At 69.4% G+C, this 15,698-nt stretch carries 14 protein-coding genes; 7 read left to right on the forward strand and 7 right to left on the reverse strand.

Annotated features, from left to right (window positions below; all coding sequences use genetic code 11):
- Window positions 1-425 (forward strand): HNH endonuclease signature motif containing protein (locus QMA07_RS16495; protein WP_290163856.1); only part of this gene is annotated, 425 nt, incomplete at its 5' end.
- A 103-nt stretch (window positions 426-528) separates the two neighbouring features.
- Here QMA07_RS16495 and QMA07_RS16500 read toward each other — a convergent pair.
- Window positions 529-1,119 carry a hypothetical protein gene (locus QMA07_RS16500; protein WP_056374613.1) on the reverse strand — a complete coding sequence of 197 codons (591 nt, stop codon included), beginning with the start codon at window positions 1,117-1,119 and terminating at the stop codon, window positions 529-531.
- Between the two features lie 120 nt (window positions 1,120-1,239).
- Here QMA07_RS16500 and QMA07_RS16505 point away from each other — a divergent pair, with 120 nt between their 5' ends.
- Complete coding sequence (locus QMA07_RS16505) at window positions 1,240-2,466, forward strand: glycosyltransferase (RefSeq protein WP_290163860.1); 1,227 nt, start codon at window positions 1,240-1,242, stop codon at window positions 2,464-2,466.
- 11 nt (window positions 2,467-2,477) lie between these two features.
- Complete coding sequence (locus QMA07_RS16510; protein WP_290163863.1) at window positions 2,478-3,683, forward strand: glycosyltransferase family 4 protein; 1,206 nt, start codon at window positions 2,478-2,480, stop codon at window positions 3,681-3,683.
- 9 nt (window positions 3,684-3,692) lie between these two features.
- Here QMA07_RS16510 and QMA07_RS16515 read toward each other — a convergent pair whose 3' ends face one another.
- Genes QMA07_RS16515 through QMA07_RS16525 form a run of 3 tightly spaced genes read right to left on the reverse strand, consistent with a single transcriptional unit; the run spans window position 3,693 to window position 4,841 of the window.
- Window positions 3,693-4,085 carry a hypothetical protein gene (locus QMA07_RS16515; protein WP_290163866.1) on the reverse strand — a complete coding sequence of 131 codons (393 nt, stop codon included), beginning with the start codon at window positions 4,083-4,085 and terminating at the stop codon, window positions 3,693-3,695.
- Window positions 4,086-4,100: 15 nt separating this feature from the next.
- Window positions 4,101-4,625 (reverse strand): hypothetical protein, encoded by a 525-nt coding sequence (locus QMA07_RS16520; RefSeq protein WP_290163868.1) that lies wholly within the window; start codon window positions 4,623-4,625, stop codon window positions 4,101-4,103.
- 54 nt (window positions 4,626-4,679) lie between these two features.
- Complete coding sequence (locus QMA07_RS16525; protein WP_290163870.1) at window positions 4,680-4,841, reverse strand: hypothetical protein; 162 nt, start codon at window positions 4,839-4,841, stop codon at window positions 4,680-4,682.
- 90 nt (window positions 4,842-4,931) lie between these two features.
- On the opposite strand from QMA07_RS16525, the gene QMA07_RS16530 reads away from it, so the two are divergent.
- A complete protein-coding gene (locus tag QMA07_RS16530) occupies window positions 4,932-5,906 on the forward strand; it encodes a helix-turn-helix domain-containing protein (protein WP_290163911.1) in 975 nt (324 codons plus the stop codon).
- 71 nt (window positions 5,907-5,977) lie between these two features.
- Here QMA07_RS16530 and QMA07_RS16535 read toward each other — a convergent pair whose 3' ends face one another.
- Window positions 5,978-6,679, reverse strand: a complete 702-nt coding sequence (locus tag QMA07_RS16535; protein ID WP_290163872.1) for an NRDE family protein — start codon at window positions 6,677-6,679, stop codon at window positions 5,978-5,980.
- Between the two features lie 70 nt (window positions 6,680-6,749).
- Here QMA07_RS16535 and coaBC point away from each other — a divergent pair, with 70 nt between their 5' ends.
- Complete coding sequence (coaBC, locus tag QMA07_RS16540; RefSeq protein ID WP_290163874.1) at window positions 6,750-7,964, forward strand: bifunctional phosphopantothenoylcysteine decarboxylase/phosphopantothenate--cysteine ligase CoaBC; 1,215 nt, start codon at window positions 6,750-6,752, stop codon at window positions 7,962-7,964.
- A gap of 78 nt (window positions 7,965-8,042) precedes the next feature.
- The gene (locus QMA07_RS16545) at window positions 8,043-10,265 is read left to right on the forward strand and encodes an AAA family ATPase (protein WP_290163876.1); all 2,223 of its coding nucleotides are present in this window, start codon (window positions 8,043-8,045) and stop codon (window positions 10,263-10,265) included.
- Window positions 10,266-10,354: 89 nt separating this feature from the next.
- Here the strand turns inward: QMA07_RS16545 and QMA07_RS16550 are convergent, their stop codons facing one another.
- Entirely contained in the window at window positions 10,355-10,942 is a 588-nt protein-coding gene (locus tag QMA07_RS16550) for a nitroreductase family protein (protein ID WP_290163878.1), read from the reverse strand.
- Window positions 10,943-11,074: 132 nt separating this feature from the next.
- Window positions 11,075-11,998 carry a LysR substrate-binding domain-containing protein gene (locus QMA07_RS16555; RefSeq protein WP_290163880.1) on the reverse strand — a complete coding sequence of 308 codons (924 nt, stop codon included), beginning with the start codon at window positions 11,996-11,998 and terminating at the stop codon, window positions 11,075-11,077.
- Between the two features lie 147 nt (window positions 11,999-12,145).
- Between QMA07_RS16555 and QMA07_RS16560 the strand changes: the two genes are divergently transcribed.
- Window positions 12,146-15,643, forward strand: a complete 3,498-nt coding sequence (locus QMA07_RS16560; protein WP_290163882.1) for a bifunctional proline dehydrogenase/L-glutamate gamma-semialdehyde dehydrogenase — start codon at window positions 12,146-12,148, stop codon at window positions 15,641-15,643.
- Window positions 15,644-15,698 lie beyond the last annotated feature (55 nt).

Consider the following 15,698-nt stretch of genomic DNA (forward strand, 5'->3'; position numbering starts at 1 on the left):
ACGTGCCCGTCTCGGTCGCGGCGCAGGTCGCGTGCTCGGGAGCGATCCAGCGGGTGCTCATGGATGAGGGTCGGATCGTCGGGATCACGACGACGGATCGGGTGTTCACCGTGCATCAGCGGCGGGCGATCATCGCTCGTGACAAGGAGTGCCTGATCCCCGGATGCCACGTCCCGGCGTCGTGGTGCGAGATCCACCACGTCACCGAACACGCACGGGGCGGCCCGACGCACACGGACAACGGTGTGCCGTTGTGCTGGTGGCATCACCGATCCCTCGGCACCTCGGGGTGGGAGATCCGGATGCATGACGGGCTCCCGCAGGTGCGCGGACCGGCATGGTGGGACCCCGCACAGCGATGGCACACACCCAGACTCAGCCTGCCGGCACCCGGTCGGGTTCCGCGCACCCCGCTTCGCGTCTGAGCACGCCTGGATGGGACCGACGCGCACGCCTGGATGGGACCGACGCGCAGCCCGGTGGGGCCGACACGCGCCCGGGTGGCAACGACGCGCGATCACGCGGATATCACGCCGGGTCGAGCCTCAGCACCTCAGGTGATTCGCCTCCCGCGACTTCGTCGACGACGCGGATGCTGCGCGCCAGGTCGTCGAGAGCGCCGTCGAGAGTGCCGAAGCGTTCGCGGTCGCTGCACATCGCGGTCAGCGTCACCAGATGCGTGCCGGTGTCCCAGGTGTAGGTGGCGAAAGGCGGTGACGCGGGCGACGGCGGCATCGCCACCACGAGCTTCTCTCCCGTGCCCAGCCAGCGGCTCGAGAACGACTGGGTGTCGTCGTAGTCCATCGGCATCGACGCCCGAGCGACCCGCACCTGCGGGGTCAACGCCTGCACGGTGGCCATCGCGACGACCAGCTCAGGATCCGCCTTCCAGGTCCAGACGAGCACACGACCGTCCGCCCGGCGCATCAGCATCGGCGCCGCCTGGCTCATCGCCCACGCGCCGATCCTCGAACCCGGGCGTTCGGTGACGCCGATCGCAGAGTTCACCTGCCCCAGCAGCATCCGTATCGCTGCCTTGCGGTGCCGACGCCCCTTCCAGCCGAGCGAATCGGTGACGGGGATCCACAGTCGGGGGTCGGCGTCGGCAGTCAGTCGCATGGCTCCACGCTAGGGGGTGAGGCTGAGGGATGCCGGTATGCCTCGGCGGTCGGATCAGGCCCCTCGGGTAGAGTGGCCAGCGCCCGATCGGGCTCTTTGACCGCCGTACCGTAAGGCAGAATGTCCTCCTCTACCTCCGATCCGACGAGTGCTCCCGACGTCGCCCCCGACTCCGGGCAGCGTCCGCTTCGCATCCTGATCGGATGCGACACCTTCTGGCCAGACATCAACGGCGCCGCCCGCTTCGCCGAGCGCCTCGCCGCCGGTCTCGTGCAGCGGGGTCATGACGTGCACGTCGTCGCACCGAACCAGGCTTACCGGCGGGCCGCACCGCGCACCGAGGTGATCGAGGGAGAGCCGATGACCCTGCACCGGCTGCCGTCTGTGCGCTGGGCGCCCCACGACTGGCTGCGCTTCGTCTGGCCGTGGCGCGTGAAGCACTACGCCCGCAAGATCTTCGACACCGTGCAGCCCGACGTCGTGCACATCCAGTCGCACATCGTGATCGGTCGTGGTCTCTCGCGTATCGCGCACGAGCGCGGCATACCGGTGATCGCCACCAACCACGTGATGGCCGAGAACATCCTCGACCACACGACCATGCCCAAGTTCGTCGATGACCTCGTGCTGCGCTGGGCATGGGGAGACGCGAAGCGCACCTTCGCCCTGACGCGCGCGATCACCACGCCGACGCGTCGCGCGGCTGACTTCCTCGAGCGCACGGTCGAGGTTCAGGGCGTCATCCCGGTCAGCTGCGGCATCGACCGCACGCAGTACACGCCGGTGATCGCTCCTCGCGACAAGAACCGCATCATCTTCGTCGGACGCCTGACCGCCGAGAAGCAGGTCGAGGTGATCCTCGAGGCGATGACGAAGCTCGACCCGGCGCTCGATGCGACCTTCGACATCGTCGGCGGCGGCGACCAGCGCAAGCAGCTCGAGAACCTCACGGGTCAGCTGGGACTCACCGACCGCGTCACCTTCCACGGCCGCACGACGGATGAGCAGCTGCGTGCGCTGCTGTCGCGCGCCTCGGTGTTCACGATCGCCTCGATCGCCGAGCTGCAGTCGATCGCGACGATGGAGGCCATGGCCTCGGCGCTGCCGATCGTCGCGGCGGATGCCGTCGCTCTGCCGCATCTCGTGCACGACGGCGAGAACGGCTACCTGTTCGAGCCCGGCAACGCGGATGCCCTCGCCGCGCGACTGACCGACGTGCTCACCGCATCGCCGAGCGAATACGCGCGCATGCAGCAGGCATCGCTCGACGGCGTCGCGATCCACGACATCAACCGCACGCTCGACACATTCGAGGCGCTGTACCGCGACGAGCCGCTTCCCGAGTGACGGCGCGCGTCATGCATATCGTCTTCTTCGGCGATCAGCACCTGGACTCCCTCGGCGGGGCCCAGGTGTCTATGCGGCTGCAGCGCGAGTTCCTCGAGCGGGCCGGACACACGGTCACCGTCGTCGCGCCGAAGATGCACGGGGCGCGCGCCCCTCGCATCGCCGACCCATCGAGTGTCGATCTGCCTTCCGTGCCGATCACCGCCGACCGTGAGTACTCGATGAGCTGGCCCGGACGTGCCACCGACCGCGAGCTCGACCGTGCGATGACGCACCGCCCGCCGGTCGACCTGGTGCATGTGCAGGCCGACTTCTGGGGTGCCTTCATCGGTCATCGGTATGCGGCTCGCCACGGCATCCCCGTCGTCCACACGCTGCACAACCGCGTCGATGTCGGGATCGCCGCTGTCACACCGCTGCACGGACCGGTGCTCCGAGCGTTGAACCTGTGGCGCCGTCGCGCGCTGCGGGGCGCGGGCGAGCAGGCGTCGGGGAGTGACGGATGGGCCTTTCTCCGGGGCATCGCGAGCGGGTCGTCGGCTGTGACCGCGCCCTCCACGCATTTCGCGCGTCGCCTCGAAGAGCACGGAGTCTTCAGTCCCGTCGACGTGGTGTGGAACGGCATCGACGACGACATCCGCGAGGCGACACTCGCCGCCGCTCCGACCGAACGCGCGCCGGGGCGCCCCCGCTTCGTCTGGCTCGGACGCATGAGCCCCGAGAAGCGCCTGCTGCCGTTCCTCGAGGCCTTCGTCGAGTCGGGAGTCGACGCCGACCTCGAGATCATCGGCGGTGGTGCGCAGCGCGCCGCCGCCGAGAAGATCGTCTCGGGCCTGTCGAACGTGAGTTTCGCCGGCAGGCTCAGCTACGCCGACACCCTCGCTCGCATCGCCGCCGCCGATGCACTCGTGCAGACCTCGATCGGCTTCGAGACGCAGGGCATGACCCCGTTCGAAGCGGCCACTCTCGGCACGCCGTCGGTGATCAGCGACCCGGACATCGCGGCAGAGCTCGGTGGCGGACTGTGGGCCGTTCCCGGAGCCGCCGGCACCGAGGAACAGCGGAAGGCGGGTCTTGTCGAGACGCTGCGCCGCGCGGCATCCGACATCGCCACCGGAATCGCCCCCCAGCCGATGCGCGAAGTCTCGGAGTCATTCCGGCAGTCGTCGCGCACCGCTGCGATGATCGAGGTCTACGAGCGTGTGCTCGCGGGCTGATCTTCGGGCTCAGAACCCGAGGTAGTAGAACACGTTCGACACCCAGGCGACGAGGGTGCCGATGACGGTGCCGCCGCCCACGCCGATGGCGATTGCCGCGAGCAGGTGAGGCGCCGGGCGCCGAAGCGCGATGAGTCCGAGCAGCAGGCCGGCGCCTGCGCCTGCCACCACGACCAGGTTCACGAGGTTCGACAGCAGGTCGACGACACCGAAGCCGACGCTCGCGTACAGGAACGGGGTGACGAGCTGCCAGAGCAGCCCGATCGCCCCGGCGCTCACGCCGACGATCAATGCCGTGCGGCCGAGGCCTGCCGAGCGCGGTGCGCCCGCTCCCGGCCCGTACGGGGGCGCCGCGACTCCGTTGGGCTGGCCGGGTTGCGTGTAGGGCTGCTGCTCGCTCATCGATTCTCCGGATGATCAGAAGGAGAACGCGTAGAGGAGATTCGACACCCACGAGATGACGATCGCGACGAGCTGCGACGCGGTGACGCCGATCGCGATGCCCGCGAGGATCTGCGAGCCCGGTCGCCGCACCGACATCAGACCGAGGACGAGCCCCGCGACCGCGATGACCAGCACGAGCCCGTTGCCGACCGCTCCGAACGCTCCGACGGCCGAGGGGTCGCCCATCATCCGGTACATCAGCGGATATGACAGCGTGATGAGGAGTCCGATCCCGAGCGAGATCACGGCGAGGACGAAGGCGATACGACCGAGTCCTGGGCTCCCCGAGGGGGTCGGACGCTGTCGCTCCGGGTACGGCTGCGCCGGATATGGCTGGGCTGCGTACGCCTGCCCGTAGGGCTCGCCGGTGTACGGCTGTGAGGGCTGCGGCGGCTGCGGCGGCTGCGGCGGCTGCGGCGGTTGTGCCGGATGATGCGAGCCCGCGTAGTTCGGGGGCGTTCCGTATGGCTGTGCGGGAGGCTGCTGAGGCTCGCTCATGCTCACGAGCGTAGCCGCGTGCGCCGCCGGATGGGGGAGGTCGCCTGCTTCGGGTCACCGATAGGAGTGCCCGACCTCCGTGCCGTCGAGGGCGTCTCTTTCGGCGACGCGTGTCCAGTCGGTGGGCACGCGTCGATGTCCGTCGCGGCGGAGTTCGATGACGGTGGCGACGAGAGCCCACGCGGCGAGGGCCATGAGTGCGATGATGAGGATCATGGCAGAAACGCTACGATCACCCTTGATCTGCCACGAGTGGCGGAATAGACTCTGCTCGTAGGAAAACTGCCAACCCGGGAGAGAGTCATGATGAAGACGGTCGCCTGCATCGTGCAAGACGGATTCGCGCCGTTCGAGTTCGGCCTCGCGTGCGAGGCGTTCGGCCTCGACCGGTCGAATGACGGCGTGCCGAACTTCGACTTCCGGGTTCTCGCGCCCCATCCCGGCGTGGTGACGTCGAAGCTGGGCTTCTCGATCAACGTCGAGCATGACCTGTCGTTCGCGTACGAGGCAGACCTCGTCGTGTTCTGCCCGGTGCCTCGTGAATACTGGGGCGAGATCGATCCCCTGCTCCTCGACGTCGCGCGGCACGCGGTGGCGCGGGGCGCCTGGGTGCTGACCATCTGCAGCGGGTCGTTCATCCTCGGTGCCGCGGGCGTGCTCGACGGGCGTCGCGCGACCACGCACTGGATGTACTCCGAGGTGATGGCCGAGATGTATCCCGAGATCGAGATCGACCCCGACGTGCTCTTCGTGCAGGACGACCGGATCATCACGAGCGCGGGCACGGCGGCCGGCATCGACGCCTGCCTGCACCTGCTGCGCATCGAGCTCGGGGCCGAGCTCACCAATCGCATCGCCCGACGCATGGTCGTGCCGCCCCAGCGTGACGGCGGCCAGGCGCAGTTCATCGACCGCCCCATCCCCGTCGCCCGGAACGACTCGCTCGCCGCCGTCGCGGATTGGGCAGTGGGGCACCTGCGCGACGACCTGGGGGTCGAACAGCTCGCGGCCCGTGCTCTCATGTCTCCCCGCACCTTCGCGCGCCGGTTCAAGGCCGAGTACGGTGCGACTCCTGCGGCCTGGCTCGCTCGACAGCGTGTGCTGCACGCCCAGCGGATGCTCGAGCGCAGCGATCTGTCACTCGAGCAGATCGCCGACGAGTGCGGCTTCGGATCGGCGGCTGTGCTGCGGCAGAACTTCTCGCGGGTGCTCGGCACCACCCCGACGGCCTACCGCGCGCGCTTCTCGTGTGCGGATGACGCGGAGTCGTCGGCGGCCTGACCGGTCAGCCGCCCGGCGAACAGCCCGCCGATGAGCTACAGCGCCGAGGAGCGCCGTGAAGCGTGCTGCTCTCAGTGGTCCCAGTGTCCGGGGCTCGGGAGTGCGCGATAGTCCACGTCGACCCCGTCAGACGTCACCGAAGCGGTGCAGTACAGCAGCGACTGCGTCGGAAAGCCATGCGGACGGTTGTCGCGGATGATCGCCCGATCGTCCTCTGGGTCGAGTCGAGCAGAAGTGGCGAGCAGTGTCGTCCACTCGCCTGCCCAGTCGAGGCTGTCGCCGGTCGCGCCCAGAGCGCGGAACTCGGGCAGCCAGGCCGCGATGCGCGGAGTGCCGAGGTCATCGAGGTCGTCGTGCGCGATCATGTGGATGCCGTCCACGAGCGATGTCTCGCGCAGCTCCGCGCCGTCCCAGCTCAGCACGCGCGCCCCCTCCGGTCGCACCTCGAGCAGGTTGAAACCGTGCATGGGCAGCGGAGCGACCGGCGAGCGGCCCAGGACCGACTCCAGGGCGAGCGAACCGCGCGACACGGCGACGTCGGCGGCGAGGTCGACCACATCGGCGCGGTTGAGCAGCACTGCGAGGCGGCGCTCGACGGGGTTCACCGCGAGCCAGGCGCCGCCTGCTCGCCGGTCACGGATGCCGGAGACCCCGGGATACGCGTCGGGCCACCATTCGCCGAGGGCATCCCACTCGCGCTGCGGGTCTTCGTCTCGCACCGCGAGCAGTCGCGCGGTCTCGGGGCCGGCCACATCGATCACCACGGTGCACACGGGATTCAGTCTAGAAGCGGGTCGAGCAGCCTCGGGCCCGCGGCGACGGATGCTGGGGCAGAATCGAACCGTGAACATCGTCGTCGGGGTTACGGGTGGCATCGCCGCATACAAGACAGTGCACCTGGTGCGTCTGCTGACCAAGGCGGGACACGATGTGACCGTCGTCCCGACCGAGGACGCGCTCCGATTCGTCGGCGCCCCGACCTGGGAGGCGCTCAGCCGGCATCCGGTCACGACCAGTGTGCACGACGACGTGGCCCGCGTGCGGCACGTCGCGCTGGGCCAGGGGGCCGACCTCGTGGTCGTCGCCCCCGCGACGGCCAACTCGATCGCGAAGATCACCGCGGGCATCGCCGACGATCTGCTCGGCACCACGCTGCTCGCCACCGAGGCGCCGGTGCTGCTCGCGCCCGCGATGCACGCCGAGATGTGGCGCAATGCCGCCACGCAGGCCAACATCGCGACGCTGAGATCCCGCGGAGCGCATCTCGTCGGGCCGGCCGATGGCGAGCTCGCCGGCGGCGACAGCGGACCCGGGCGCATGTCGGAACCGGAGCAGATCTTCGAGGCCGCCCTCGCCCTGCTCGCGCCGCGCGACCTCGAGGGGCTTCAGGTCGTCGTCTCGGCTGGCGGCACGCGTGAGCCGATCGACCCCGTGCGCTTCCTCGGCAACCGATCGAGCGGTCGGCAGGGCATCGCGCTCGCCGCGGATGCGGCCGCGAGGGGGGCGGATGTGACGCTGGTCGCCGCGAACGTCTCGACCGATGTGCTCGCCGATGCGCGGCATCCGTCCATCCGGGTCGTCCCGGTCGGAACCGCGTCAGAGCTCGCCGATGCGATGAAGCAGGCGGCGCCGGCGGCCGACATCGTGATCATGGCCGCCGCGGTCGCCGACTATCGCCCCGCGACCGTGTCGGAGCACAAGCTCACGAAGGAGCAGGGCGTGCTGACGCATGTCGATCTGGTCGAGAACGAAGACGTGGTCGCCGCCCTGGCCGCATCCCGCGCCGATGGCCGAGCCCCGGAGGGGCAGACGATCGTCGCCTTCGCCGCCGAGACCTCGGAGGATCCTGCGGAACGCCGCGCTCGCGCTCGCCGCAAGCGCGAGCGCAAGGGCGTCGACCTGCTCGCCGTCAATCTCGCGAATGCCGAGCATGGGTTCGAGAAGCGTGACAACGCGGTCGAGATCGTAGGAGGGGGTGGCGCCGTCGTGTCATCCGCGTCAGGCTCTAAGCACGCGGTCGCACGAGCGATCCTGGATGCCGTGCGCAGTATGCGCTAAACTTGAGTCACGTCCACTCAACTTTGCGGACCATGACAACAAGACAGTGATCAGAAGGAGTCTCCCCAGGAGGAACCCATGCCCAGCCCACAGAGCACGCAGAACGACGACCAGCAGTCCGCCCTCGAGCAGTTCGGGATCAACCTCACCGACCGCGCCCGCCAGGGAAAACTCGACCCGGTGATCGGGCGCGACAGCGAGATCCGGCGCGTCAGCCAGGTTCTCACCCGTCGAACGAAGAACAACCCCGTGCTGATCGGGGAGCCCGGCGTCGGCAAGACGGCGGTCGTCGAAGGTCTGGCGCAGCGCATCGTCGCCGGCGACGTCGCCGAGTCGCTCAAGGACAAAGAGCTGGTGTCGCTCGACATCTCGGCCCTCGTCGCGGGGGCGATGTACCGCGGGCAGTTCGAGGAGCGGCTGAAGAGCGTGCTCAAGGAGATCACCGAGTCCGACGGACAGATCATCACCTTCATCGACGAGCTGCACGTGCTGATGGGCGCGGGCGGCGGCGAAGGCTCGGTGGCCGCCTCGAACATGCTCAAGCCGATGCTCGCCAGGGGTGAGCTGCGTCTGATCGGCGCGACGACCCTCAACGAGTACCGCGAGTTCATCGAGAAGGATGCCGCTCTCGAGCGCCGCTTCCAGCAGGTCTACGTCGGCGAGCCCACGGTGGAAGACACGATCGCGATCCTGCGCGGACTCAAGGGGCGCTATGAGGCGCACCACGGGGTGACGATCGCCGACAGCGCTCTGGTCGCCGCGGCGGCTCTGTCGAACCGCTACCTGCCCGCGCGGCAGCTGCCCGACAAGGCGATCGACCTGATCGACGAGTCGATGTCGCGGCTCAAGATGGAGATCGACTCGTCTCCCGTCGAGATCGACCAGCTCAAACGCCAGGTCGACCGCATGAAGCTCGAGGAGCTCGCTCTCAAGCGCGAGAAGGATGCCGCGTCGAAAGAGCGGCTCGCGGCTCTCCGTGAGCAGCTCGTCGGCATGGAGGCGCAGCTGGCCGAGCTCGAAGCCCGCTGGGCGCGCGAGCGCCAGGGACTGAACCGGGTCGGCGATCTCAAGAAGCAGCTCGACGACGCGATCACGCAGCGCGACCTCGCGATGCGCGAGGCCGACTACACCCGTGCCTCGAAGCTCGAATACGAGACCATCAAGCGCCTCGAACGCGACATCGCCGAGGCCGAGCAGGCCGAGGCCGCGGTGTCGACCGAGGGGCGCATGGTCAACGAGCAGGTCACGGATGAAGACATCGCCGCCGTGATCGCCGCGTGGACCGGCATCCCCGTCGGTCGGCTGCTGCAGGGCGAGAGCGAGCGCCTGCTGCACCTCGAATCCGAGCTCGGCAAGCGCCTCATCGGGCAGAAGGATGCCGTCAAGGCGGTGTCCGACGCAGTCCGTCGTTCGCGGGCGGGCATCAGCGACCCCGGTCGCCCGACCGGATCGTTCCTGTTCCTGGGGCCCACCGGCGTCGGAAAGACCGAGCTCGCGAAGGCCCTTGCCGACTTCCTCTTCGATGACGAGCGCGCCATGGTGCGCATCGACATGTCGGAGTACGGCGAGAAGCACTCCGTCTCGAGGCTCGTCGGCGCCCCTCCCGGATACGTCGGCTACGAGCAGGGCGGTCAGCTGACCGAGGCCGTGCGGCGGCGTCCGTACAGCGTCGTGCTGCTCGACGAGGTCGAGAAGGCGCACCCCGAGGTGTTCGACGTGCTGCTGCAGGTTCTCGACGACGGTCGTCTCACCGACGGTCAGGGGCGGACGGTCGACTTCACGAACGTCATCCTGATCCTGACCTCGAACCTCGGTTCGCCGATCCTCATCGACCCGACGCTGTCGCCCGATGAGAAGCGCGAACAGGTGATGGCTCTCGTGCACCAGGCCTTCCGGCCCGAGTTTCTCAACCGTCTCGACGACATCGTGATGTTCTCGGCACTCAGCCAAGACGACCTCGCCCAGATCGTCGAGCTGTCGATCGATCAGCTGCACGACCGGCTGCGCGATCGTCGGCTCACCCTGGCGGTCACACCCGACGCCCGGTCGTGGCTCGCCGAACGCGGCTACGATCCGATGTTCGGCGCTCGTCCGCTGCGACGTCTCATCCAGACCGAGGTGCAGAACAAGCTCGCCACCGCTCTGCTGTCGGGCGGCGTGCATGACGGCGATCTGGTGAGGGTCGATGTCGCGGTCGACGGCGCGGGTCTCGTGCTCACGTCCACGTCGCCCGAGCCCGAGCCCGACCTCGGGTCCGGTGACGACGACGAGGTGATCGAGGCCGAGCTGCTCGACGACTAGAGCCGGGTGCGACAAGAGGGACGGATGCCATGGCATCCGCCCCTCTTGTGTGCTCCCGGACGGGAGCGACTGCTGCGTCAGGCGCAGCGTCAGGCGCTGAGGATCACCGTCTCGCCGATCGGGCGGCGGACGCGCGGTGCGGTCTCGCCCTGCTGGAGACCCTCGGGAAGACCCGAGGCGTCGCCGAGCTCGCCGACGGCGATCACGGTGATGGCGGAGAACCGCGGCGACAGGTCGGCGAACTCGCGGACGGCCTCGGGGTCGAAGCCGCTCATCTGGTGAACGAGCAGACCCTCGTGATGTGCCTGCACCGAGAAGTGCGCCACGGCCTGGCCGAGGTCGTAGACCGCGTGGCTGATGGCCTTGCCGTCTTCGGACTCGGTCTCGGCGATCGCGACGACGAGAGCAGAGGCCTTCGAGGCCCAGAGCTGGTTGAACTCGACGAGGGAGTCGACGACCTGGTCGAACAGCGCGGTGCCGCGCCGAGCCACGACGAACCGCCACGGCTGCAGGTTGTAGGCCGACGGAGACCAGCGCGCGGCCTCGAGGGCGGCGTTCAGCTTGGCGTCGTCGATCGCGTTCTCCGCGTCATAGGCGCGGGGGCTCCAGCGTCCGGCGAGGACGTCGAGCACGGGGTGCTCGGTGGGGGCGGTGCGGTCGATCACGGGAGTGCTCACGGAGGTGCCTTTCGGAAAGGAGTCGATCGGACTCCTTCGTCCGCGTACGACGACCTCAACAGATGCATGTGAACGCATATTCCCGATGGTGTTCGGTTGCCCGGGGCTGAATGCCGGCGACGGGCAGGCGGCTCAGTCCAGCAGGTTGCGGGAGGCGGCGGATGCCAGCGCGCGGCGCACCGCGCGGATCGACGGGGCCGCGGCCGACACCCGGCGGGCGGAGGAAAAGATCTCCCGACGCGGCTCATCCGGCAGAGGCGTCAGCGCGACAGTGGGCGCCTCGCCGGCCCACACGAGCTCGGGCAGCAGGCCGACCGCGAGTCCTGCACGGATCAGCCGCACGTGCGCCGTGAGGTCGGCCACCTCGAAGCGCACATCGGGCTCGAAGCCGGCGGTGCGGCACAGTTGCTCGGCCCAGGCTCGTGACGCCGTGCCCGCCGGCTCGAGCACCCACGGCTCGTCGCTCGTCGACCACAGGGCCGCTGTGGCATCCGCAGCTGTGGGATCCGCGGTCTCGGGTGTTCCGGGGCGCCGGGCCAGCGCGATCGAGTCGTGCACGAGCACCACCCGGTCGAGGTCGGCATGGATCGGGCGGGTGCGTCCGGGATACTGCTCGGCGAGGATCAGGTCGAAGTCTCGGCTCGAGACGCCCACGAGCCCGGTCTCGGGGTCGCTCTCGGTGACCTCGACGCGGAGGGCCGGATGCTGCTCGCGCAGCGTGTTGAGCGCGCCGGGCAGCAGGGAGTGCGCCGTGGACTGGAAGACGGCGATGTGCACCGTGCCGGTCACCTCGGTCAGCGATTCGGCGACGGCGACCTCGGCGTGCTCGAGCTGATCGAGGATGCCGACGGCCTCCGCCACGAGCACGTTGCCCTGCGGGGTGAACTGCACCCCGCGTCCGACGCGGCGGAGCAGCGGAACTCCGACGTCCCGTTCGAGCGCGCTCAGCTGCTGAGACACCGAGGCCTTGCTGTACGAGAGGGCGTCGGCCACGGCTGAGAGGGTGCCTCGACGGGACAGTTCGACCAGCATCCGCAGTCGGTTGACGTCGAGCATCCGCTCCCTTTCCACAGGGTCGTCATCGTTCACTCTGGCTGAACAGAATGCTCACGAATCGGTTGATAGACGTAGCCTACTCGCGCGCCTGAGAATGATCGAGCCGCACACGTACCCGGGTGTGCGATCCCCCTGGAAGGTACCCCGATGACTGTCGCCGCCGACACCACCACCCCCGACGCCACCCCCCGCGGCGCCGCACCCCGCACCGAAGAGGTCGCCGCCCTCGTGCAGCGCTGGCTCACCGAGAGCGAGACCCACCCGGTCGAGCCCGCCGCCCAGCGACTGTCTGAGGTGCTCAAGGACCCGAACGGGCTCGCGTTCACGGTCGGTTTCGTCGACGGCGTGATGCGTCCGGAAGACCTCAGCGTCGCCGGACGCGCGCTCGCCGACCTCTCGGCGATCACCCCGACGCTGCTGCCCGGATACCTGCGGGCCGCCATCAAGACGGGCGGGTTCTGGGCGCCGAAGCTCCCCGGCGTCGTGGTGCCGATCTCGCGCCGCGTGCTGCGCGCCATGGTCGGGCACCTCGTGCTCGACGCGACCCCGTCGAAGCTCGGCCCCGCGATCGCGAAGCTGCGCAAGACCGGAAACCGCCTCAACCTCAACCTCCTCGGCGAGGCCGTGCTCGGTGAGCGCGAGGCCGGCCGTCGCCTGCAGGGCACCTACGACTTCCTCGCCCGCAAGGACGTCGACTACGTGTCGATCAAGGTGTCGAGCGTCGTGAGCCAGCTGTCGATGTGGTCGTTCGACGAGGCCGTCGCCGACGTGGTCGAGAAGCTCAAGCCGCTCTATGAGCTCGCCGCGACGTCGGAGGCCGCAGGCAAGACCAAGTTCATCAACCTCGACATGGAGGAGTTCCGCGACCTCGACCTGACGATCGCGGCGTTCACCAGCATCCTCGACCAGCCGGGGCTCGAGAACCTCGAGGCCGGAATCGTGCTGCAGGCCTATCTGCCCGATGCGCTCGGTGCGATGCAGCAGCTGCAGGAGTGGGCCGCCGCTCGGCGTGCGAAGGGCGGGGCACCGATCAAGGTGCGCGTCGTCAAGGGTGCGAACCTGGCGATGGAAGAGGTCGACTCGAAGGTGCACGGCTGGCCGCTGGCCACCTACGGCACCAAGCAGGACTCCGACACGAACTACAAGCGGGTGCTCGACTGGTCGATGACGCCGGAGCGACTGGATGCCGTGCGCATCGGTGTCGCCGGGCACAACCTCTTCGACATCGCCTACACGTGGCTGCTCGCGCAGGCGCGCGGAGTGACGGATGCCGTCGAATACGAGATGCTCCTCGGCATGGCGACGGGCCAGGCGGAGGCCGTCCGCAAGGACGTCGGCCAGCTGCTGCTCTACACGCCCGTGGTGAACCCGGCCGAGTTCGACGTGGCCATCGCGTACCTCGTGCGTCGCCTCGAAGAGAACGCCAGCCCGGAGAACTTCATGTCGGCCGTGTTCGAGCTGGCCTCCGACCCGGCGCTGCTCAGCCGTGAGCGCGAGCGTTTCGAGCGCTCGCTCGCCGGCCTCGAGGCCGACCGTTCGGTGCCCTTGTCGAACCGCGTGCAGGACCGCGCAGCCGAGGCGGCCGCCGGTGCGGGTGAGGTCGCGACCACCGGCTTCGAGAACCAGCCCGACAGCGACCCGGCGATCGCCGTGAACCGCACCTGGGGTCGCGAGATCCTGCAGCGCTCGGTCGATTCGACGCTGGGTCTGGACTCGATCGCGCTGGCCAAGGTCGAGACGACCGACGAGCTCGACGGGATCTTCGCCTCCGCATCCGCCGCCGCCGCTCGATGGGCGGCGCTTCCGGCCGCGGAGCGCGCCGCCGTGCTGCACCGCGCGGGCGACGAGCTCGCCGCGCGCCGCGGACAGCTGATCGAGATCATGGCGCACGAGGCGGGCAAGACCATCGCCGAGGCCGACCCCGAAGTCTCGGAGGCGATCGACTTCGCGCACTACTACGCCGAGCGCGCCCTCGACCTCGAGAACATCTCGGGCGCCGAGTTCGTGCCGTCGAAGGTGACCGTCGTCACCCCGCCGTGGAACTTCCCGGTCGCGATCCCCGCCGGTGGTGTGCTCGCGGGTCTCGCCTCCGGATCGGGCGTGATCATCAAGCCGGCCAAGTTGACGCAGCGCTGCGGCGCGGTCATGGTCGAGGCGCTGTGGGCTGCAGGCGTTCCGCGCGATCTGCTCGCACTGGTCGATCTCGCGAACCGCGACCTCGGCACCCGCCTCGTCGCCAGCCCCGAGGTCGACCGCGTGATCCTCACCGGTGCATACGAGACGGCGCAGCTGTTCCGCTCGTTCCGCTCCGACCTGCCGCTGCTCGCCGAGACCAGCGGCAAGAACGCGATCATCGTCACGCCGTCGGCCGACCTCGACCTCGCCGCCGCCGACGTCGCCCGAAGCGCCTTCGGACACGCGGGGCAGAAGTGCTCCGCGGCATCCCTCGCGATCCTCGTCGGCTCGGTCGCCGACTCACAGCGGTTCGAGCGCCAGCTCGTCGACGCGGTCACGTCGATGCGCGTCGGTCTGCCCGACGACCCGGCCACGCAGATGGGCCCGATCATCGAGCCGGCGAACGGCAAGCTGCTCACCGCCCTGACGACCCTCGAGCGGGGCGAGCGCTGGCTCGTCGAGCCGAAGAAGCTCGACGACGAGGGCAGGCAGTGGACACCGGGTGTCAAGATCGGCGTCGCTCCGGGGTCGACCACGCACCTGACGGAGTTCTTCGGACCCGTGCTCGGCATCATGCACGCCAAGGACCTCGACGAGGCGATCCGCCTGCAGAACGCGGTGGACTACGGCCTCACCGCCGGCATCCACTCGCTCGACTCCGACGAGGTCGCCACCTGGCTCGACCAGGTCGAAGCCGGCAACCTCTACGTCAACCGCGGGATCACCGGTGCGATCGTGCAGCGCCAGCCGTTCGGCGGCTGGAAGCGGTCGGCGGTCGGCGCCGGCGCCAAGGCCGGTGGCCCGAACTACCTGTTCGGTCTCGGCGAGTGGACTCCGGCCGAGCTCCCCGCCGCGGCGCCCGGGGCTGCGGTGAACCCCTCGGTCGAGGCGGTGCTCAGTGCGGCCGGCTCCGACCTCGGCGCCGTCGAGATCGAGTGGCTGCACCGTGCGGCCGCCTCCGACGAGCGCGCCTGGGTCGACGAGTTCGGTGCCGTGAGCGACAAGTCGGGTCTCGGCGTCGAGCGCAACGTGTTCCGGTACCGCCCGGTCGCCGTCGACGTGCGCGTCGCCGAGGACGCACCGCTCGCCGACGGCATCCGAGTGATCGCCGCGGCCCTGCGCAGCGGCAGCCCGTTCACGGTGTCGGCGTCCGCTCTGCCCTCGCGGGTCGAGAAGGCGCTGCGCGCCCAGGGCGTGACTCCGAAGATCGAGAGCGACGCCGCCTGGGTCAAGCGCTATGCGAAGGTCGCGGCGAAGGCCGAGCACAGCTGGCAGCGCGTGCGCCTCGTCGGCGGCGACGCGTCTGCGCTGTTCGAGGCGCTCGGCGGGACTCCGGATGTCGCCGTCTGGTCGCACGCCGTCACGGGTGCCGGACGCGTCGAGATGCTGCCGTTCCTGCACGAGCAGGCCGTGTCGATCACCAACCACCGGTTCGGCAACCCCACCACCCTGTCGGACGGCCTGATCTGACCCTGGGCCTGATCATCTGAACGACGAGGCCCCACCCTGCAGATGTCTGCCGGGT

The organism is Microbacterium sp. APC 3901 (genome assembly GCF_030407765.1).
Taxonomy (GTDB): domain Bacteria; phylum Actinomycetota; class Actinomycetes; order Actinomycetales; family Microbacteriaceae; genus Microbacterium.

Excerpts from the sequence above, each read along its gene's own strand:
- QMA07_RS16520 (WP_290163868.1), bottom strand. The coding sequence starts at position 4,625 with ATGAGCGAGCCTCAGCAGCCTCCCGCACAGCCATACGGAACGCCCCCG.
- QMA07_RS16560 (WP_290163882.1), top strand. The coding sequence starts at position 12,146 with ATGACTGTCGCCGCCGACACCACCACCCCCGACGCCACCCCCCGCGGC.
- QMA07_RS16515 (WP_290163866.1), bottom strand. The coding sequence starts at position 4,085 with ATGAGCGAGCAGCAGCCCTACACGCAACCCGGCCAGCCCAACGGAGTC.
- QMA07_RS16545 (WP_290163876.1), top strand. The coding sequence starts at position 8,043 with ATGCCCAGCCCACAGAGCACGCAGAACGACGACCAGCAGTCCGCCCTC.
- QMA07_RS16525 (WP_290163870.1), bottom strand. The coding sequence starts at position 4,841 with ATGATCCTCATCATCGCACTCATGGCCCTCGCCGCGTGGGCTCTCGTC.
- QMA07_RS16555 (WP_290163880.1), bottom strand. The coding sequence starts at position 11,998 with ATGCTCGACGTCAACCGACTGCGGATGCTGGTCGAACTGTCCCGTCGA.
- QMA07_RS16530 (WP_290163911.1), top strand. The coding sequence starts at position 4,932 with ATGAAGACGGTCGCCTGCATCGTGCAAGACGGATTCGCGCCGTTCGAG.
- QMA07_RS16510 (WP_290163863.1), top strand. The coding sequence starts at position 2,478 with ATGCATATCGTCTTCTTCGGCGATCAGCACCTGGACTCCCTCGGCGGG.
- QMA07_RS16505 (WP_290163860.1), top strand. The coding sequence starts at position 1,240 with ATGTCCTCCTCTACCTCCGATCCGACGAGTGCTCCCGACGTCGCCCCC.
- QMA07_RS16500 (WP_056374613.1), bottom strand. The coding sequence starts at position 1,119 with ATGCGACTGACTGCCGACGCCGACCCCCGACTGTGGATCCCCGTCACC.